Here is an 18,834-nt window from a genome sequence, read left to right as displayed (position 1 = left end):
TCTTATACTGTAGTATAAAACAAGCAGATGAACGTTTTTCATCAATGAGGAGGACACACAATGCCATTAGTATCTATGAAGGATATGCTGGAAAAGGGAAGAAAAAATGGTTATGCAGTTGGACAATTCAACCTGAATAACCTGGAATATGTTCAAGCCATCCTTCAGGCAGCGGAAGAGGAAAAATCCCCGGTCATTCTGGGTGTATCAGAAGGCGCGGCGAGATATATGGGTGGATTCAAGGTTGTCGTAACCATGGTTGAATCCCTGATGGAAGCCTATGGTACGACTGTTCCGGTTGCCATTCATCTTGACCACGGATCAAGCTTTGAGAAGTGTGCAGAGGCTATCCATGCCGGTTTCACATCCGTCATGATCGATGCATCCCATGATCCGCTGGAAGAAAACATCGCCCTCACAAGCAAAGTCGTTGAACTTGCCCATATTCACGGAGTATCCGTGGAAGCTGAATTGGGTACAGTCGGAGGTCAGGAAGATGATGTGGTAGCAGAAGGCGTCATCTATGCAGACCCTAAAGAGTGTCTCGAACTTGTAGAACGGACAGGCATCGACTGCTTGGCACCAGCACTTGGTTCCGTTCACGGTCCATATAAAGGCGAGCCGAACCTCGGCTTCAAAGAAATGAAGGAAATCCATGATACGATTGTCCTGCCGCTTGTACTTCACGGTGGAACAGGGATTCCTACAAAAGATATCCAGAAAGCAGTATCTCTCGGTACAGCTAAAATCAATGTCAACACAGAGAACCAAATTGCCCAGGCTAAAAGAGTTCGTGAAGTATTGGCAGAAAAGCCGGATCTCTATGATCCTCGTAAATACCTCGGACCTGGTACTGAGGCCATCAAAGAAACCGTCATTGGCAAAATGCGTGAATTCGGTTCATCACAACAAGCGTAACTACATCTTAAGAAAAGCGTCTTGACAGACCACAAATGAGCCACGTCCCAGCACCGTCGACCCGGTGCGTTTAGCTGCTGTGCAGCTGGGCGTGGCTATCTATGCAATTATAGGTATCAGGGAGCAGGAAACTATAAAAAAACAGGGGGAAGTCAAAATGAAATTTTTCGTAGATACAGCAAATATCGATGACATTCGTGCAGCAAATGAGCTTGGAATTCTGGCAGGTGTAACGACCAATCCGAGCCTTGTAGCAAAAGAGGGCGTTTCATTCCATGATCGCCTGAAAGAAATCACGGATGAAGTGTCCGGCTCTGTCAGTGCGGAAGTCATTTCCGAAGATGCAGAGGGCATGATTGCAGAAGGAAAAGAGCTGGCGGCAATCGCACCGAACATTACGGTAAAAGTCCCGATGACTCTGGAAGGTCTCAAGGCAGTGAAGGCTTTCAGCGACCTTAATATCACCACCAATGTCACACTGGTCTTCAATCCGAACCAGGCACTTCTTGCAGCACGTGCAGGTGCTACGTATGTTTCTCCATTCCTCGGAAGACTCGATGATATCGGCCAGAATGGGGTCGACCTGATCGCTTCCATATCTGAAATTTTCGACCGCCATGATATCAAAACGGAAATCATCGCAGCCTCCATCAGACACCCGATGCATGTGACAGAAGCGGCAAGGAACGGTGCGCATATCGCCACTATTCCATATAAAGTGTTCGGCCAGCTCGTCAAACATCCTCTGACAGACCAAGGAATCGAAAAATTCCTGGCAGACTGGAACAATCAAAAATAATTGCATAAAATTGGAAGCAACTGTGAAAAGTATAAGTAAATACGAAGAACCCAGGAAACGGGGTATTATACATGCAAAAAATGTTAGTGGAAGGCGGCCGGCTCTTAAACGGTAAGGTCCGCATCAGCGGGGCGAAGAACAGTGCGGTCGCATTATTGCCGGCAGCCATACTGGCGGATTCCGAGGTGACCATTGAAGGTCTTCCGGAAATATCGGATGTCTACACCCTCGGGGAACTGCTCGAGGAAATAGGCGGGTCGGTTTCATGGAGTTCCAGCCAAAAAGTTCATATCGATCCTTCCAGGATGATAGCGATGCCACTACCGAACGGAAAGGTGACCAAGCTTCGCGCCTCCTATTATTTCATGGGTGCGATGCTTGGCAAATTCAAGAAGGCGGTCATCGGGCTTCCCGGGGGATGCTACCTCGGTCCTCGTCCGATCGATCAGCATATCAAAGGGTTTGAAGCATTGGGTGCTGAAGTGACCAATGAGCAGGGAGCCATCTATCTACGTGCCAAAGAACTGCGCGGCGCCCGTATCTATTTGGATGTGGTCAGTGTCGGTGCCACGATCAATATCATGCTTGCTGCTGTCAAGGCCAAGGGGAAAACGGTCATTGAAAATGCCGCCAAGGAACCCGAGATCATTGATGTTGCGACCCTGCTGACAAGCATGGGAGCGAAAATCAAGGGAGTAGGGACGGATGTCATCCGAATTGAAGGCGTCGATTCATTGGATGGATGCAATCACACGATCATCCCTGACCGGATCGAGGCAGGCACCTATACGATAGCGGCTGCTGCCCAGGGAAAAGAAGTGGTCATTGATAACGTGATTTCCCAGCATTTGGAGTCCGTGTTGGCCAAGCTTCGGGAAATGGGGGTATCCGTGGAAGAAAGTGATGAACAGTTGCTGGTACGTCCGGGCAAGCATTTGAAAAGCGTGGATATCAAGACACTCGTCTACCCAGGCTTCCCGACAGATCTGCAGCAGCCATTCACATCCCTGCTGACCAAAGCGGAGAACACCGGCGTCGTCACGGACACGATTTACTCTGCCCGACTCAAGCATATAGACGAACTGAGGCGCATGAATGCATCCATCAAAGTGGAAGGCGGTTCTGCCATTGTCTCAGGGCCAGTACAGCTTGAAGGGGCGAAAGTAAGAGCCAGTGATCTGCGTGCCGGGGCTTCCTTGATCATTGCCGGATTGATGGCGGAAGGTGTTACGGAAATAACCGGATTGGATCATATCGACAGAGGATATGAAAATCTCACGGAAAAACTCAACAACCTTGGTGCCAAAGTATGGCGGGAAGAGATGACCGAGCTGGAGATTCGCCAGTTCCAGAACTCCTGATGGTTGGCAGGCCTCTGCACTGCCGTGTCGTGTAACAGGTGGCTGGGTAGCGCCGGTTCTAATCGGCGGCCCGGTTCACACCTTAGACCCACCCACTCGAAGTGTCTTCTGCTTATGCATGTCGTCGCTGACCAAGCCCGCTCAGCCTTTCTATTGTCCGGCTTTGGCTTCCAGGACCTGGCCGTCATAAGCAATGGCCACTTCAAACGCCGAAGATCAAGCGTTTTACGGCCCCTTGCTTATGCGTCCGTTCCTGAACGGTCGCCATAGCCTTTCTAATGTCTGGCTTCCCGGGCTAGCGACTCGTGACATAAGCAGCCGACACTTTGAGCGGGAAACCCACCCACTCGAAGTGTCTTCTGCTTATGCATGTCGTCGCTGAACGAGCCCGCTCAGCCTTTCTAATGTCCGGCTTTGGCTTCCAGGACCTGCCGTCATAAGCAATGGCCACTTCAAACGCCAAAGATCAGGCGTTTTACGGCCCCTTGCTTATGCGTCCGTTCCTGAACGGTCGCCATAGCCTTTCTATTTATAAATATTCTTTTTGGGATGAGGATATTTCATTTTTGTTAAAAAGGGAGAGGTTTTATATGGAGAGAAGTTTATCGATGGAGATTGTAAGGGTAACGGAAGCGGCTGCGCTGAAGTCGGCTAGATGGATGGGGCGCGGTAAGAAAGAGGAAGCGGATGATGCTGCGACTACAGCGATGAGGGATGTATTCGATACGATTCCGATGCAGGGCACGGTGGTCATCGGGGAAGGTGAACGTGATGAGGCGCCGATGTTGTATATTGGGGAAGAACTAGGTACGGGGAACGGACCTGGTGTAGATGTTGCCGTGGATCCGCTGGAAGGCACGGACATTGTAGCCCAGGGTTCCTGGAATGCTTTGGCGGTCATTGCCATTGCAGACAAAGGGACACTTCTCCATGCACCTGATATGTACATGGACAAGATTGCTGTCGGGCCGGAAGCGGTCGGGATGATTGACATCAATGCTTCCACCCGGGAAAACTTGGAGGCAGTCGCCAAGGCGAAAAACAAGGATATTGAAGATGTGGTGGCAACGGTTCTCAACCGTCCACGCCACCAAAAACTGATTGATGAAATCCGCGAGACAGGGGCCAGGATCAAGTTGATCCCTGCAGGAGATGTAGCTGCAGCTATAAATACCGCCTTTGATGATACCGGTGTTGATATCCTGCTCGGTAGCGGCGGGGCACCTGAGGGTGTGCTTGCAGCTGCTGCACTAAAGTGTCTCGGTGGAGAGATTCAAGGGAAACTTCTTCCATCCACTGATGAAGAAAGAGAACGTTGCCTGCAAATGGGAATCTCTGACTTGGATAAAGTCTTCTATATGGAAGATTTCTGCAGTGGGGATGATGCCATTTTCGCGGCAACAGGCGTGACCGATGGCGAATTGCTGAAAGGTGTGCAATTCAAAGGTTCCAGCGCAACAACGGAAACGGTTGTCATGCGGGCAAAAAGTGGAACGGTCCGTTTCATCGGCGGGGAACATAGTTTACAGAAGAAACCAAACCTGGTGATCGAACCATAAATACATCTACAGAAGGAAGCCATATTCATTGGCTTCCTTTTCTGTAGTTTCCAGAGGAGGGAAGTGACTCCGTCTTCTGCTGGTTATCTAGTAAAACTATAAAATAGAGTTGAATATTGCTAACTGAAAGAGTAATATATGGTATATGTGAAGATGATATTGGCTATCATAAATATACTTATTCTAAACTCCGTGAACATTTGGCGAAAGATGAACGGACTTCCAATCTATCTTCTGACCATTCTTCCAATTCTTCGGAAAGACCTTCCTTAAAAGGCATTCAACAATCAATTATTAACACAGAACTAAATACTGATAGGCGTGGTGATCTCATGGCAGAACTGACAATCTCCCATCTGGAGACATTAACATTGAAAGAAATTTATGCATTGGCCAAAGAATACAAAGTTTCTTACTATGCAAAATTAACGAAAAAGGAACTGATCTTTGCCATCTTGAAAGCACAGGCCGAAAAGGACGGCTATTTATTCATGGACGGTGTACTTGAAATCATTCCATCTGAAGGATTCGGCTTCTTGAGACCGATCAACTACTCTCCAAGTGCAGAGGACATTTATATTTCCGCTTCCCAGATTCGCAGGTTCGACCTCCGGAACGGGGACAAAGTATCCGGGAAAGTCCGTCCACCTAAAGAGAATGAACGGTACTACGGTTTGCTGCATGTGGATGCCGTCAATGACGCAGATCCTGATTCCTCGAAAGACCGCGTACACTTTCCTGCATTGACTGCTTTATATCCGGATCGGCTGATGAAACTGGAAAATGAAAAGGGCACATTGTCCACACGCATCATGGATTTGATGACACCTGTCGGCTTTGGACAGCGTGGGTTGATTGTTGCCCCGCCAAAGGCCGGTAAGACGATGCTGCTCAAGGAAATTGCCAACAGCATCACCCAGAACCATCCAAAAGCCAAACTCATCATCCTGCTTGTAGATGAACGGCCGGAGGAAGTGACCGATATCGAGCGCTCTGTATCTTCGGATGTGGACGTAGTAAGCTCCACATTTGATGAAGTGCCAGAGAACCATATCAAGGTTTCTGAACTGGTGCTCGAACGGGCTATGCGGCTGGTCGAACATAAGCGTGATGTCATTGTCCTGATGGATAGCATCACCAGGCTGGCACGTGCCTATAACTTGGTGATCCCGCCAAGCGGGCGTACACTTTCCGGTGGTATCGACCCCGCTGCCTTCCACCGTCCAAAGCGTTTCTTCGGGGCGGCCAGAAATATTGAAGAAGGCGGCAGCTTTACCGTGCTTGCTACCGCATTGGTGGATACAGGCTCCCGTATGGATGATGTCATCTATGAAGAATTCAAAGGAACAGGCAACATGGAACTGCATCTGGACCGCAACCTGGCACAGCGCCGCATCTTCCCTGCCATGGATATTCTCAAGTCCGGCACCAGGAAGGAAGAGCTGCTTGTCAGCAAAGGGCATCTCGATAAGATGTGGACCATCCGTAAGACCATGCAGGATTCCCATGATTTCCTCGACCGCTTCTTGAAACGGATGAAAGCATCGAAATCGAATGAAGAGTTCCTGCAGCAAATGGAAGAAGAGATGAAACGGAAAGGCATGAAGAAATAGCGGACTGGAAATAACTTTATCTGCCGCGCTATTGCATTCAGCCACCCGGACTGTTATAATCTTTCTATGTGAGTTTTAGAGAAGGTATTGTACCTGTGATATCTCTTACAATAACTCTGTTTCCAAAGGATTCAGGGCAAAAAGGAGTGGAAAGACATGAAAAAGGATCTTCATCCAGAGTACAGAAAAGTAGTATTTCTAGATACTAGTTCTGATTACAAATTTCTGACTGGCTCAACACAAAGCGCCGAAGAAACCATCGAATGGGAAGATGGCAACACCTACCCATTGATTCGCGTGGAAATCAGCTCAGCTTCACACCCATTCTACACAGGTAAGCAAAAAGCTGATAAAGTCGGCGGCCGTGTAGACCGATTCAAGAAAAAATATAATATGAACTAAAAGGCTGAAACGACTGTTCAGAAATGAACGCATAAGCAAGGGACCGCAGAACGCTTGGTTTTGAGCGTTTGAAGTGCCATTGCTTATGGCGGGAATTTCTAGGTGTGGAAGCTGGATTATTCTAAAAGGCTGCGCCCGCGCATCGCGGGTGGTTCGGCGTTGCCGCGCAAAGCGTCGGTGTTAGCCGAACTTCCATTTATATATCATGGAAGAGTTTTGTAAAGGGCAGGCAAAATGTCTATATTTTGCCTGTTTTTTTACTTTCATTACCATAAAATAACGGTTAGGAGAAGCGGTGAAAGTGGTACACTATTACCGTGACGGTACATAATCGTGCAGACCAAATGGAGAAGGAGAACCTATAATGTATGTGATGAAACAAAATGGTTGGGTTGAGGTCATTTGCGGCAGCATGTTTTCAGGCAAGTCGGAGGAATTGATTCGCCGCGTCCGCAGGGCCACCTATGGAAATTTGTCTGTTCGTGTATTCAAGCCGGCCATCGATGATCGGTACGATGAGGAATCAGTTGTCTCCCATAACGGCACCTCCATTGTGGCGCGTCCTGTTCAAGAATCCTGTGACATTTTCGAGCATATTGACGAGCATGTGGATATTGTCGGCATTGATGAAGTCCAATTCTTTGATGAGCATGTGGTGGAAGTGGCGGAGACACTGGCCAACCGCAGCATCCGCGTGATTGCTGCCGGGCTGGATACCGACTTCCGCGGCGAGCCGTTCGGTGTCATGCCTGAGTTGATGGCATTATGTGAGTCGGTGACAAAGCTGAATGCGATATGCCCTGTTTGTGGTTCTCCCGCCAGCCGCACCCAGCGCTTGATCGACGGCGAACCTGCCTCCTATGATGACCCGGTCATCTTGGTCGGCGCTTCGGAGTCCTATGAACCGAGATGCCGCCACCACCATGAAGTACCGAATAAACCCAGCAGCAAGAAAATAAACAGCTTAACCGAAAGTTCCAATTAAAGGTGCCTATCCCGGCACTTTTTTTATAGGGGAAGGTTCCGAAGCTCACTCGGGCGCCAGCCATCCGCAGTCATGCCACATATGCGCACACTCGGTCGCCAGCTCCCTCATACGAGCCCAAATAACTTTGACCTGACCCCTTGTGTATACTATAATTAGACTGTTAATCGAAAAAGAGGTGAACGTGATGTTAGACCGATTGCAAGCGCTTGAGGATCGTTATAATAAATTGAATGAATTGCTCAGTGACCCTGAAATCATCAATGATACGGGAAAGCTTCGCGAGTACTCCAAAGAGCAGGCAGGCTTGGAGGATGTCGTGCAGGCATACCGGGAGTATAAGGATGTCACCAGCCAACTGAAGGATGCAAAGGAGATGCTGGATGACAGCCTCGATGATGAGATGGAAGACATGGTGAAGGCGGAGATCTCGGAGCTTCAGGAGTCCAAGGATGAGCTGGAGGAAAGAATGAGAATCCTGCTGTTGCCGAAGGATCCGAACGACGATAAAGACGTCTTCATGGAAATCCGCGGAGCTGCCGGCGGGGACGAGGCGGCATTGTTTGCCGGTGACCTGTATCGGATGTATTCCCGTTATGCGGAATCCCTCGGTTGGAAAATCGATGTCATGGAAGCCAGCTCTACCGGTGTCGGCGGTTATAAAGAAATCATATTCCTGATCAAAGGAGAAGGCGCCTATTCTCGTCTGAAATACGAAAATGGTGCACACCGTGTGCAGCGTGTTCCGGAGACGGAATCAGGCGGCCGGATCCATACCTCCACTGCAACAGTTGCTGTTTTGCCGGAAGCAGAGGAAGTAGAAGTGGAAGTGCATGAGAAAGATATCCGGGTGGACACCTTTGCATCCAGCGGTCCGGGCGGACAGAGTGTCAACACGACCATGTCTGCGGTGCGTCTGACCCACGAACCGACCGGAATTGTGGTTTCCATCCAGGATGAGAAGTCCCAGATCAAGAACAAAGAAAAGGCCATGAAAGTGCTGCGTGCGCGTATCTATGACAAATACCAGCAGGAAGCACAGGCAGAGTATGATGAGAACCGGAAATCCGCGGTCGGTACCGGGGACCGTTCCGAGCGGATCCGTACGTACAACTATCCACAAAACCGTGTGACAGATCACCGAATCGGTCTGACCATCCAAAAGCTTGATCAAATCATGCAGGGCAAACTCGATGAATTTGTGGATGCGCTGTTGATGGAAGAACAAGCGAAGAAAATGGAACAGATTGGTGAATAACATGAGCCGTAAACAGTATGAAGTCCTTCAATGGGCTTCTTCTTTTTTAGAAGCGAATAACCGGGAAGCACGTGTAGCGGAAATCCTGCTCCAGCATCACTTGGGTCTGACTCGGACGGAATTCCTGATGCAGATGCGGGAGCCGCTGCCTGATGATGTGGTGGCTGCATTGGAACAGGATGTGGATAAGCATGTGGAAACCGGTGTGCCTGTACAGCACCTGACAGGATATGAGGTGTTTTGGGGAAGGGAATTCACCGTCAATCCACATGTGCTGATCCCAAGGCCGGAGACAGAAGAACTGATCCAGCATATCCTGAGAACCAATCAAATGGAGAGACCTGTCATTGTGGATGCGGGGACAGGGAGCGGGGTCATTGCCATTACACTTGCTCTGGAGCTGGAGCACGCAGAGGTATATGCCACTGATATTTCTCCCCAGGCCTTGGAGACGGCTAAGACCAATGCAGCCAATCTGGAGGCAGATGTGCACTTTTTACAGGGAGATTTCCTAAAGCCGGTGTTGGACCAAGGGATAAAGGCGGATATCATCGTCTCCAATCCCCCGTATATCTCTGAAGCGGAAGCGGACGACCTGTCGGACACGGTGCGGAATTTTGATCCGGAGCTTGCATTATTTGCTGAAGAGCAAGGACTTGCCGCCTATCAAAAACTTGCCTCACAAGCGGACGTGCTGCTGAGCCAGGGTGGTTTGCTTGTATTCGAAATCGGCCACCAACAAGGGGAAGCTGTCCAGCAGATTATCAAAGGAAATTTCCCACCGGCAGAAACGGCAGTCATCCAGGATATCAATGGCAAGGATCGAATAGTCACCGCCACAATTAAATAGAAATTTACGAGAATACTAGTTTAGAATCATTTGGTACTGCCCATACTGTGGATAATAAAACAGATCAGGGGGACGGCCTAAATGAAGAAACTAGTATTTTTTGTTTTTATATTTTTTATTATATTTTTAAGTCTGCCAACCCAAGGAGTCAGTGAACAAATAGATGAAGAAGTCATGGAGTTTCAAGTGATTCCGGATGAAGCGATCCGATTGCGGATCTTGGCCAATAGTGACAGTGAGGAAGACCAGGAATTGAAACGGACGATCAGAGACAGGGTGAACAAAGAGATTACCGAATGGGTGGAACAGATGACGGATATAGAGGAAGCGCGGGAATTGATCGCCGAACGGATCCCGGAGGTAGAGAAGATTGTCGCAAAGGTGCTGGAAGAAGCAGGCAAGGAGCATTCCTTTGAGGTGGAGTACGGCGAAAATATCAGTTTCCCGGCAAAACTGTATGGAAACTATCTTTACCCAGAGGGGGAATACGAGGCCGTATTGATCTCTATTGGAGAGGCAGAGGGAGCTAATTGGTGGTGTGTCCTCTTCCCGCCCCTGTGTTTCTTGGACTTCTCCAACGGTACTTCTGTAGCGGCGGCGGAAGCGGATGAACGGGAAGCAGATGAACAGGATCTGGCCGAGGAGGAAGAAGAAACAGAAGTGAAATTCTTCCTGTTTGAATGGCTGGGCTGGTCATGAATCAGAAAATGTGTGCATAGAATGATAGAAATAAGCCAATACTAGACTAAAAAATAGAGGTGGATCACACATGAATCTGATTCCTGCTTACCGTGCGCCGGAAGATAAATTGGACAGTTACTTAGCGAATAATGAGGGGATCCAGAAGGAAAGCCTGCTTTTAAAAGGATATGTCGTAGAGATCGATGGGACCATTGAGGGAAGCTTTCAACTGGAAGAGATGGAAGAAGGAGTCTACTGGCTGAAGAAGCTGTATATCACCAAGTCGGAAGCGGGCAGGCTGCCGTTCCTGCTTGATGCGATACTGAAACTGGCCAACAAGAAAGGGGCGAAACAGCTGTTTGTCCACAGTCATCAGCCATTCCTGGATCTATTATTGGAAGCCCTTCAATTTCGTCCTCAAAATGAGCACGCGGTTGTGGATAAGTATCGCGCGACGGAAGGTAATTGGTGGTCGTATAGTGTATCCTGACAAGATATACACAGTATCCACAGGGGCATGTGGGTAACTTGTTGGAAAAATGTGAGTAGCTGGAGATTTCTGTGTACAATGAAAAGACAAACATTGTTGAAGGCTGTCGAGATGGCAAAGAGGCCTGTGGATAAATGTCCGCAGGTCTTTTTTTGTGGACTAATTGGTTTATTATCCCCAATCCTTCTTTTATAATGTTTTACTCCCTGTGGATTATCGACTAAAATGTAGGATAGAAAAGAGGGAAGATACGATGGAAACAACAAGATGGAAGATACAGGACAGTGAACGAATAGATGGACAAGCGATTGAAGAAGCGGCGGCAGTGCTCAAGCGAGGCGGCACGGTCGCCTTCCCGACAGAGACGGTCTATGGGTTGGGGGCAGATGCGACCAACGAGGAAGCTGTTTCAGGGATTTTTCAGGCGAAAGGGCGGCCACAGGATAATCCGCTGATCGCTCACATCGCAGATAGGGAACAGTTGTATGAACTGGTGGAGCGTCCATTTCCTTATGTGGATATGCTGCTGGATGCTTTCACACCGGGACCGCTGACCTTTGTGCTGCCAAGCAATGGAACATGTGCAGCGAATGTGACAGCAGGACTTCCTACCCTCGGTGTGCGCATTCCGGACCACCCGGTGGCACAGCAGCTGCTTCGAGCCTGCCGTCTGCCTATCGCCGCTCCGAGTGCCAATCTTTCAGGGAAGCCTAGTCCGACAACAGCAGATCATGTCTGGGCCGATCTCCATGGAAGAATCTCCGGGCTGGTGGACGGCGGGGCAACGGGAGTGGGCCTCGAATCCACAGTCTTGGATTGTACCCAGGAAATTCCGATCATACTGCGCCCGGGTGGCATTACCAGGGAACAGCTGGAGTCGGTGATCGGCAACGTCATGGTTGATCCTGCTTTGGCTGGAAAAGATGATCGGCCGAAAGCGCCTGGCATGAAATATAGGCACTATTCACCTGAGGTGCCATTATGGCTGGTGGAAGGCAATGTACAAGCCCTGCAAGATTTAATCGATCAGGAAAAGCAGAAAGGGCAGCGAATAGGTCTGCTTGCTGGTACTCGTACTGCCAAGCAGCTTGAAGCCGACGCAAAAATAGAGCTTGGCGGAGATATTGCGGAAATCGCTGCGAATCTGTATGACGGTCTCCGTACCTTTAAAGAAGGGGATATCGACCTGATCATCTGTGAAGCTTTCGCGCAAGAAGGACTGGGCCAAGCAGTCATGAACCGGTTGAAAAAAGCGGCAAGCGATTACCTGCAGCTGGGTTAAAGAGGCGCTTCTTTGAGGCATTCATAATCCCTTTTGGACATGCATATAGTTAATAAGCATGTTCAGGGGGGTAACAGGATGCAGGAGTATTACATAGCAGAAATCGTTTCATTGGTATTTATGGCAGCAGCTCTCGGAATGGACGCCTTTTCCGTATGCCTTGGCATCGGTATGCAGCGTCTCCGGTTGAAAAGGATCGCCTTGATCGGTCTGACGATCGGTGTCATGCATGTCATCATGCCATTCCTCGGCATCATTCTCGGGTCGTTCCTGTCCGGACAGATCGGACAGCTGACCACCCTAGCCGGCGGCCTGCTTCTATTCGGAATCGGAGCCCAGATGGTATTTTCCGCGTTTTCCGAAGGCCCTTCCACCCCGCTGCAGCCTATCGGGTTCGGCCTGCTCCTGCTTGCCTTCAGTGTCAGTATTGACAGTTTCTCCGTCGGACTCAGTCTCGGGCTATCTGGGGTGAAGACGATGCTGGCCCTTTTGTTGTTCGGAGCATTCAGTATGATGCTCGCATGGAGCGGGATGCTGCTCGGAAGGAAAGTGCAGGGCCTGCTTGGAATATACAGTGAAATACTTGGAGGAAGTGTCCTTTGCGGATTCGGTCTGCATGTACTATTCGGTTGAATAGTACATGCAGATTTTTTTGCTTGCATCACAGTACGTTTTGCTGCCGGAAGCCCTGGAATGGTGGATGTACTGCAGTTTTGTGACTCAAGTAGCGCGCTTGCGCTTTAGTGTTCATATGATATATTTAAGAGAGAGTGATGAAACGGAGGATCTTGGATGAAAATTTTGTTTGTATGTACGGGAAATACTTGCCGCAGCCCGATGGCGGAGGCGCTGTTGAAAAAGAAGGTGCCAGATGCCGAGGTCCAATCAGCGGGGATCTTTGCTGGCAAGAATCAGCGGGCCAATATCAATGCAATCCAGGCATTGAAGGAAAAAGGTGTGGACGCGGAACACTTGTCCCAGCCTGTGACCAGTAAGCTCCTGCAATGGGCCGATATCGTTTTGACCATGACCACCCAGCATAAACAATCCTTGATAATGGAATATCCGAACTTTCAGGATAAATACTTTACCCTGAAGGAATATGTTTCTGATACGGATAGGAAAGTGTGGGAACAGTTGAAGAAGGCTTATGCCGATTACGAGATGAAACGTTCCCTTTTCATTCAGGAAAATGAGATGAAGTTTGATAATAAGGTGCTGGACCGGAAGCTCAGAGAACATCTCCAGGAAGATGCCAAAAACATCCAGCGGTTGGAAGCCGATCTCATCAATTATGATATCTCTGATCCATTCGGCGGTGATCTTTCCATCTACCAGGACACATTGGCTGAGCTGGAGAAGCATATTGATATGCTGATTGAGAAAACGGAATGATTGCATACTTCAGCGCGAGAGATTTACTCGTGAGGTGCTCGTTCCTCTAATGATGAATCATCAATTGCATCCGCTCCGGCAGAATGCTTCGCTTTCCGTGGTTACGGCTTCAGTCTCCTCAGAAGAAAGGCACTTCTTCCGGGGCCTTCAGACTCGTGCTGTTCCCACAGAAGGCTATGCATTTTGTCTACGTTTGGTGAGGCTTTGTAGTTTTGAATGACTTGAAATAGTAAAAGCAACACACTTCCAATGCGTAAGGTATTCAATACTGTAATTGTAACTAGGGTTAATCGTGAGGTGCTCGTTCCTCTATTGATGTATCATCAATTGCATCCGCTCCGGCAGAATGCTTCGCTTTCCGTGGGCACGGTCTAAGTCTCCTCGGAAGCAAAGGACGCTTCCTGTGGGGTCTTCGACTCGTGCTGTTCCCACAGGAGTCTTCGCATTCTGCCTCCGCTAGATGTAGTGTTCTGGTTTTAAATTTGCGTGGATCATGGAACGAATATCTAGTGAAGCTTCCTCACTAAGAATTAATTTTGTAAATATGAAATCTTTTAATTCTATTCACTTCATAATACCCACTCAAGTTAAATCTCCCAACCAGCGAAGTGGAATTTCCGCAGCGATGCGGGTGGCTCCTTTACGACTTACCAATCAATATTTTTATTGTTCTATAACATTCATTTCCCCAACAATACACATTACTTTCTTTCATCTCCAAAACTACCTATAATAGCAAGATAACATCCACCAACTTCTACGAAACCTGTTTGACAGAAATAAATAACGGTAAATTTACAAAAAAGACTTAAAAAATAGTACAAAATCAGGCATAATATAGATAAGAAACAGCTAAATCCGAACCATATTGTTTATTTAACGAAAATTATACGTGAATAATAAGGGTTCGTCACAACCATAATAGGGCGGGTGATCATCAATGGCAGAATTCCATCAGCAGGTGAAGCAAGGTATCGAAACAATCTTGCAAGAATGGAAAGACAGTGGATATCTGCATGAAGGCGACTTGTTCGTGATCGGTTGTTCCACCAGTGAAGTCATCGGTGAAAAGATTGGCACAGCAGGAAGTGAAGAAATAGCTTCCATCCTGTTCAAAGAGCTGGATCGATGGAAAGAGCAGACAGGAATTCACCTCGCTTTCCAATGCTGTGAACATTTGAACCGTGCATTGGTAGTAGAAAGGGAGATTCTCAGGCCGAATCACCTGGAAGAAGTCTCTGTCATCCCAGTACCGACAGCAGGCGGGTCCATGGCTGCCCACGCCTATAAACAAATGGACAACCCTGCCGTAGTGGAGTCTGTCGCAGCCGATGCCGGTATCGATATTGGAGAAACCATGATCGGTATGCAGTTGAAGAAGGTGGCTGTGCCACTGCGTTTCAAGCAGCGTTCTATCGGAAACGCCAGAGTGACAGGCGCGCGCAGCAGGCCGAAGCTGATCGGTGGCAAGCGGGCCAATTATGAGGATACCAGACTGAATAACCAGTGTTGACACCAACGAAAAATAGCCCGAAACAATGGGGAGAAGCTGCTGATTTGGCCGTCAGAAAGAGGCGGTTGCCTGCTTTCTTCCCCCCAATGAGGTTTCACCTGTTCCGTCGCGACGGAGCATAAAGATATTATGATACATAGGGAGGAAATGAAATGGACCATCTTAAGCAATCAGACCAGGAACTATACCAAGCGATTCAAGCGGAAACAAAACGGCAACAGGATAAGATCGAGTTGATCGCATCGGAAAACTTTGTTTCACAAGCAGTAATGGAAGCAATGGGCTCCGTCCTCACCAACAAATATGCGGAAGGGTATCCGGGCAAAAGATATTATGGCGGGTGTGAGCATGTGGATGTCGTGGAAAATCTTGCGCGTGACCGTGCAAAAGAGCTCTTTGGCGCAGACCATGCCAACGTCCAGCCACATTCTGGAGCTCAGGCGAATATGGCTGTCTATTTCAGCGTTCTCCAGCCCGGTGACACGGTACTAGGGATGAACTTGAATCATGGTGGGCACCTTACCCATGGCAGCCCAGTCAATTCCAGTGGTAAACTGTATAACTTCGTTGATTACGGTGTGGACAAGGAGACCGAACAGCTGGATTATGATGATGTGAAAGCGAAGGCTCAAGAGGTTAAGCCGAAAATGATCGTTGCGGGAGCCAGTGCCTATTCCCGAGAAATCGATTTTGCCAAGTTCCGTGAAATCGCAGACAGTGTGGATGCTTATCTGATGGTGGACATGGCCCATATTGCCGGACTCGTAGCTGCGGGTGTCCATCAGAACCCAGTACCACATGCCCATTTTGTGACCACGACGACCCATAAGACATTGCGCGGACCACGCGGCGGCATGATCTTTTGTCAAGAGGAATTCGCCAAGCAGATTGACAAGGCTGTATTCCCTGGCATGCAGGGCGGCCCATTGATGCATATCATCGCAGCTAAAGCTGTCTGCTTCAAGGAAGCATTGTCCGATGATTTCAAGGAATATGCAGAACAGATCGTCAAGAATGCAGCCGCACTCGGTGACAGTCTGTCGAAAGAAGGTCTGCGCATCGTTTCGGGTGGTACGGACAACCATCTTCTCTTGTTGGATGTCACTTCTCTCGGAATCAGCGGTAAAGTCGCTGAACAGGTGCTGGATGAAATTGGTGTCACTGCCAATAAGAACACCATTCCTTATGATACGGAAAGCCCATTTGTCACAAGCGGTGTAAGAATCGGTACGGCAGCTGTGACCAGCCGCGGCTTCAAGGAAGAGGAAATGAAAGAGATTGCGGAGATTATGGCTCTGACTGTTAAGAACCATGAGGACGAAGTTAAGCTAGAAGAAGCATCCAAACGTGTCAAAGAACTGACACAAAAGTTCCCATTGTACGCCTGATCGAAGAGAGAAGCGGTTTTTACGGAAAAGAAGTGGGGTTCCCAGGACGGGAGCCCCTTTTTCGTGCGGATTCGACTTGAAACGGCAGGCTTTTATTAGTACAATTTGAAAGATATAACATTTAAAGGAGTGTTCGGCATAATGGGTAATGTATTCGTACTGGATCACCCGCTGATTCAACATAAGCTGACGTACATAAGAGATAAACGGACCGGTACCAAAGAATTCCGTGAATTGGTGGATGAAGTGGCAATGCTGATGGCATTCGAAATCACCCGGAATCTGCCGGTACAAGAAATAGATACAGAAACACCGGTAACTACCGCTACAACAAAAGTGCTGGCGGGCAAGAAAATCGGTCTGGTGCCGATCCTGCGTGCAGGACTTGGCATGGTCGACGGCATGCTGGACTTGATTCCGGCTGCAAAAGTGGGGCATGTCGGATTGTACCGCGATCCGGAAACACTGACACCACATGAGTATTATATAAAGCTTCCATCCGACATTGATGAACGTGAATTGATTGTGATCGACCCGATGCTCGCTACTGGCGGTTCGGCGAAAGATGCGATTGCATCCCTGAAGAAGCGCGGAGCCAAGAACATCCGCCTGATGTGCCTGATTGCGGCACCTGAGGGTGTGGAAGTGATCAAAGAAGCACATCCCGATGTCGACATCTACCTGGCTGCACTTGATGAAAAGCTGGATGAAAAAGGCTATATCATCCCAGGGCTCGGTGATGCCGGAGACCGTCTGTTCGGAACGAAATAAGGAGTTCTCTTTACGGAAACCTACTATGCTGATGGAGTGAAATAAATCTATGTCAAAGCGTATAAAAGTAATGACCATTTTCGGGACAAGGCCTGAGGCAATCAAGATGTCTCCGCTTGTCTTGGAACTGAACAAACGGCCGGAGGAATTCGAATCCATTGTGACCGTGACGGCCCAGCATCGAGAAATGCTGGATCAGGTGCTGGAAATTTTCGATATTCAGCCGGACTATGATCTGGATATCATGAAAAAGAAGCAGTCCCTGGCCCAGATCACGACCCGGGCGTTGGAGGGTCTCGATGAAGTCATGAAGGAGACGCAGCCGGATATGGTGCTGGTCCATGGGGATACGACTACGACCTTTGCCGCCTCCCTGGCAGCGTATTATAACCAGATTGCCATCGGGCATGTGGAAGCAGGACTGCGGACCTGGGATAAATATTCCCCGTATCCGGAAGAGATGAACCGGCAGCTTACAGGTGTCATGGCCGACCTTCATTTCTCCCCAACAGACAAATCGAAGAATAATCTGCTGGAAGAACATAAACCAGAAGATTCCATCAAGGTGACCGGCAATACGGCGATTGATGCATTAAAAACGACGGTCAGCGACAGCTATTCCAGCCCGGTGCTGGATCAGCTGGATGGAAAGCGGCTCGTCCTTATGACTGCCCACCGCCGGGAGAACCTCGGGTCGAATATGCAGCAGATGTTCCGGGCGATCAAGCGTTTAGTGGAGACCCATGATGATATCAAAGTCATCTATCCAGTCCATTTGAATCCTGTCGTACAGGAAACGGCCAATGAGATTCTTGGAAATGATGAACGGATCCAGCTGATTGAACCGCTTGGTGTTGTCGATTTCCATAATTTCGCTTCCCGTGCCCACCTGATTCTTACAGATTCCGGCGGCGTTCAGGAAGAAGCCCCTTCCTTAGGGGTGCCGGTGCTCGTCTTGCGGGATACGACCGAGCGTCCTGAAGGAATTGATGCAGGTACATTGAAACTTGCCGGCACGGAAGAAGACAACATCTTTGAAATGGCAAATCAACTGCTGTCCGATGATGAGGAGCACAGAAAAATGGCGAAGGCCTCCAACCCATATGGAGACGGAGAAGCTTCCCGCCGCATTGCGGATGCCATCCTGGAATACTTTAACGATCAGAAATAGACATGCAAAGCCGTATCAGTGAATTATTCATTGATGCGGCTTTTTTACGTGGTGGAAATCAGCAGGGAGCGAGGAAATCGGCAGTACGCTCGGGAAATCAGCAGGAGAGCGGGTATATCAGCAGGAGAGCGGGTATATCGGCAGGAGGGCGGGTATATCGGCATCATGCTCGGGGAATCGGCAGGAGAGCGAGGGTATCGGCAGCAGAGCATGGATATCAGCAGCACGCTCGGGAAATCAGCAGGAGAGCGGGGGTATCGGCAGGACAGCTCGGGAAATCGGCAGGAGGGCGGGGGAATCGGCAGGAGAGCGAAGATATCAGCAGCACACAGATTAAGTCCGTATAATTGTGTAAAAGTGTAAAAAAAAGAATGGATCACATCAATTCTTGGTTACAA

Annotated in this window: 19 protein-coding genes; all 19 read left to right on the top strand. The window is 48.9% G+C overall.

Annotation, left to right across the window (positions count from 1 at the left end):
- Positions 1-60 precede the first annotated feature (60 nt).
- The 19 genes from ACFOGI_RS05145 (at position 61) to ACFOGI_RS05055 (ending at position 18,799) form a co-directional block, all read left to right on the top strand.
- Positions 61-918: a class II fructose-bisphosphate aldolase gene (locus ACFOGI_RS05145; protein WP_390269451.1), complete on the top strand. Its 858-nt coding sequence runs from the start codon at positions 61-63 to the stop codon at positions 916-918.
- A gap of 157 nt (positions 919-1,075) precedes the next feature.
- Positions 1,076-1,717, top strand: a complete 642-nt coding sequence (gene fsa / locus ACFOGI_RS05140; protein WP_390269448.1) for a fructose-6-phosphate aldolase — start codon at positions 1,076-1,078, stop codon at positions 1,715-1,717.
- Between the two features lie 71 nt (positions 1,718-1,788).
- Positions 1,789-3,078 (top strand): UDP-N-acetylglucosamine 1-carboxyvinyltransferase, encoded by a 1,290-nt coding sequence (locus ACFOGI_RS05135; protein WP_390269445.1) that lies wholly within the window; start codon positions 1,789-1,791, stop codon positions 3,076-3,078.
- 590 nt (positions 3,079-3,668) lie between these two features.
- Positions 3,669-4,637, top strand: a complete 969-nt coding sequence (gene glpX, locus ACFOGI_RS05130) for a class II fructose-bisphosphatase (protein ID WP_390269442.1) — start codon at positions 3,669-3,671, stop codon at positions 4,635-4,637.
- A gap of 332 nt (positions 4,638-4,969) precedes the next feature.
- On the top strand, positions 4,970-6,250 hold the full coding sequence (gene rho, locus ACFOGI_RS05125; RefSeq protein WP_390269438.1) for a transcription termination factor Rho: 1,281 nt from the start codon (positions 4,970-4,972) through the stop codon (positions 6,248-6,250).
- Between the two features lie 156 nt (positions 6,251-6,406).
- Positions 6,407-6,652, top strand: coding sequence for a type B 50S ribosomal protein L31 (locus tag ACFOGI_RS05120; RefSeq protein WP_390269435.1), 246 nt, complete (start codon positions 6,407-6,409; stop codon positions 6,650-6,652).
- A gap of 364 nt (positions 6,653-7,016) precedes the next feature.
- Positions 7,017-7,637 (top strand): thymidine kinase, encoded by a 621-nt coding sequence (locus ACFOGI_RS05115; RefSeq protein WP_390269432.1) that lies wholly within the window; start codon positions 7,017-7,019, stop codon positions 7,635-7,637.
- 187 nt (positions 7,638-7,824) lie between these two features.
- Entirely contained in the window at positions 7,825-8,895 is a 1,071-nt protein-coding gene (prfA, locus tag ACFOGI_RS05110) for a peptide chain release factor 1 (RefSeq protein ID WP_390269429.1), read from the top strand.
- A gap of 1 nt (position 8,896) precedes the next feature.
- Positions 8,897-9,745: a peptide chain release factor N(5)-glutamine methyltransferase gene (gene prmC, locus ACFOGI_RS05105; RefSeq protein WP_390269426.1), complete on the top strand. Its 849-nt coding sequence runs from the start codon at positions 8,897-8,899 to the stop codon at positions 9,743-9,745.
- An 81-nt stretch (positions 9,746-9,826) separates the two neighbouring features.
- Entirely contained in the window at positions 9,827-10,444 is a 618-nt protein-coding gene (gene spoIIR, locus ACFOGI_RS05100; RefSeq protein ID WP_390269422.1) for a stage II sporulation protein R, read from the top strand.
- A gap of 70 nt (positions 10,445-10,514) precedes the next feature.
- Positions 10,515-10,916, top strand: coding sequence for a hypothetical protein (locus ACFOGI_RS05095; protein WP_390269419.1), 402 nt, complete (start codon positions 10,515-10,517; stop codon positions 10,914-10,916).
- A 253-nt stretch (positions 10,917-11,169) separates the two neighbouring features.
- On the top strand, positions 11,170-12,198 hold the full coding sequence (locus ACFOGI_RS05090) for an L-threonylcarbamoyladenylate synthase (protein WP_390269416.1): 1,029 nt from the start codon (positions 11,170-11,172) through the stop codon (positions 12,196-12,198).
- Positions 12,199-12,276: 78 nt separating this feature from the next.
- Positions 12,277-12,831 carry a manganese efflux pump MntP gene (locus ACFOGI_RS05085; protein WP_390269413.1) on the top strand — a complete coding sequence of 185 codons (555 nt, stop codon included), beginning with the start codon at positions 12,277-12,279 and terminating at the stop codon, positions 12,829-12,831.
- Positions 12,832-12,990: 159 nt separating this feature from the next.
- On the top strand, positions 12,991-13,593 hold the full coding sequence (locus tag ACFOGI_RS05080; RefSeq protein WP_390269410.1) for a low molecular weight protein arginine phosphatase: 603 nt from the start codon (positions 12,991-12,993) through the stop codon (positions 13,591-13,593).
- Between the two features lie 940 nt (positions 13,594-14,533).
- The gene (locus ACFOGI_RS05075) at positions 14,534-15,106 is read left to right on the top strand and encodes a TIGR01440 family protein (protein WP_390269407.1); all 573 of its coding nucleotides are present in this window, start codon (positions 14,534-14,536) and stop codon (positions 15,104-15,106) included.
- Positions 15,107-15,258: 152 nt separating this feature from the next.
- Positions 15,259-16,494: a serine hydroxymethyltransferase gene (locus ACFOGI_RS05070; RefSeq protein ID WP_390269404.1), complete on the top strand. Its 1,236-nt coding sequence runs from the start codon at positions 15,259-15,261 to the stop codon at positions 16,492-16,494.
- Positions 16,495-16,635: 141 nt separating this feature from the next.
- On the top strand, positions 16,636-17,265 hold the full coding sequence (upp, locus tag ACFOGI_RS05065; RefSeq protein ID WP_390269401.1) for a uracil phosphoribosyltransferase: 630 nt from the start codon (positions 16,636-16,638) through the stop codon (positions 17,263-17,265).
- Positions 17,266-17,314: 49 nt separating this feature from the next.
- Positions 17,315-18,436: a non-hydrolyzing UDP-N-acetylglucosamine 2-epimerase gene (wecB, locus tag ACFOGI_RS05060; protein WP_390269398.1), complete on the top strand. Its 1,122-nt coding sequence runs from the start codon at positions 17,315-17,317 to the stop codon at positions 18,434-18,436.
- Between the two features lie 33 nt (positions 18,437-18,469).
- A complete protein-coding gene (locus tag ACFOGI_RS05055) occupies positions 18,470-18,799 on the top strand; it encodes a hypothetical protein (RefSeq protein WP_390269395.1) in 330 nt (109 codons plus the stop codon).
- The last annotated feature ends 35 nt before the right edge of the window (positions 18,800-18,834 follow it).

The organism is Virgibacillus xinjiangensis, from assembly GCF_042643145.1.
Lineage (GTDB): Bacteria > Bacillota > Bacilli > Bacillales > Amphibacillaceae > Virgibacillus_O > Virgibacillus_O xinjiangensis.
This window is presented reverse-complemented; position numbering and strand designations above follow the sequence as displayed.

Coding starts and splice junctions, on each gene's coding strand:
- ACFOGI_RS05055 (WP_390269395.1), top strand. CDS start 18,470: ATGCGGCTTTTTTACGTGGTGGAAATCAGCAGGGAGCGAGGAAATCGG.
- fsa (WP_390269448.1), top strand. CDS start 1,076: ATGAAATTTTTCGTAGATACAGCAAATATCGATGACATTCGTGCAGCA.
- prmC (WP_390269426.1), top strand. CDS start 8,897: ATGAGCCGTAAACAGTATGAAGTCCTTCAATGGGCTTCTTCTTTTTTA.
- ACFOGI_RS05095 (WP_390269419.1), top strand. CDS start 10,515: ATGAATCTGATTCCTGCTTACCGTGCGCCGGAAGATAAATTGGACAGT.
- ACFOGI_RS05080 (WP_390269410.1), top strand. CDS start 12,991: ATGAAAATTTTGTTTGTATGTACGGGAAATACTTGCCGCAGCCCGATG.
- wecB (WP_390269398.1), top strand. CDS start 17,315: ATGTCAAAGCGTATAAAAGTAATGACCATTTTCGGGACAAGGCCTGAG.
- ACFOGI_RS05070 (WP_390269404.1), top strand. CDS start 15,259: ATGGACCATCTTAAGCAATCAGACCAGGAACTATACCAAGCGATTCAA.
- spoIIR (WP_390269422.1), top strand. CDS start 9,827: ATGAAGAAACTAGTATTTTTTGTTTTTATATTTTTTATTATATTTTTA.
- prfA (WP_390269429.1), top strand. CDS start 7,825: ATGTTAGACCGATTGCAAGCGCTTGAGGATCGTTATAATAAATTGAAT.
- ACFOGI_RS05085 (WP_390269413.1), top strand. CDS start 12,277: ATGCAGGAGTATTACATAGCAGAAATCGTTTCATTGGTATTTATGGCA.
- ACFOGI_RS05090 (WP_390269416.1), top strand. CDS start 11,170: ATGGAAACAACAAGATGGAAGATACAGGACAGTGAACGAATAGATGGA.
- glpX (WP_390269442.1), top strand. CDS start 3,669: ATGGAGAGAAGTTTATCGATGGAGATTGTAAGGGTAACGGAAGCGGCT.
- ACFOGI_RS05075 (WP_390269407.1), top strand. CDS start 14,534: ATGGCAGAATTCCATCAGCAGGTGAAGCAAGGTATCGAAACAATCTTG.
- ACFOGI_RS05120 (WP_390269435.1), top strand. CDS start 6,407: ATGAAAAAGGATCTTCATCCAGAGTACAGAAAAGTAGTATTTCTAGAT.
- rho (WP_390269438.1), top strand. CDS start 4,970: ATGGCAGAACTGACAATCTCCCATCTGGAGACATTAACATTGAAAGAA.
- ACFOGI_RS05135 (WP_390269445.1), top strand. CDS start 1,789: ATGCAAAAAATGTTAGTGGAAGGCGGCCGGCTCTTAAACGGTAAGGTC.
- upp (WP_390269401.1), top strand. CDS start 16,636: ATGGGTAATGTATTCGTACTGGATCACCCGCTGATTCAACATAAGCTG.
- ACFOGI_RS05115 (WP_390269432.1), top strand. CDS start 7,017: ATGTATGTGATGAAACAAAATGGTTGGGTTGAGGTCATTTGCGGCAGC.
- ACFOGI_RS05145 (WP_390269451.1), top strand. CDS start 61: ATGCCATTAGTATCTATGAAGGATATGCTGGAAAAGGGAAGAAAAAAT.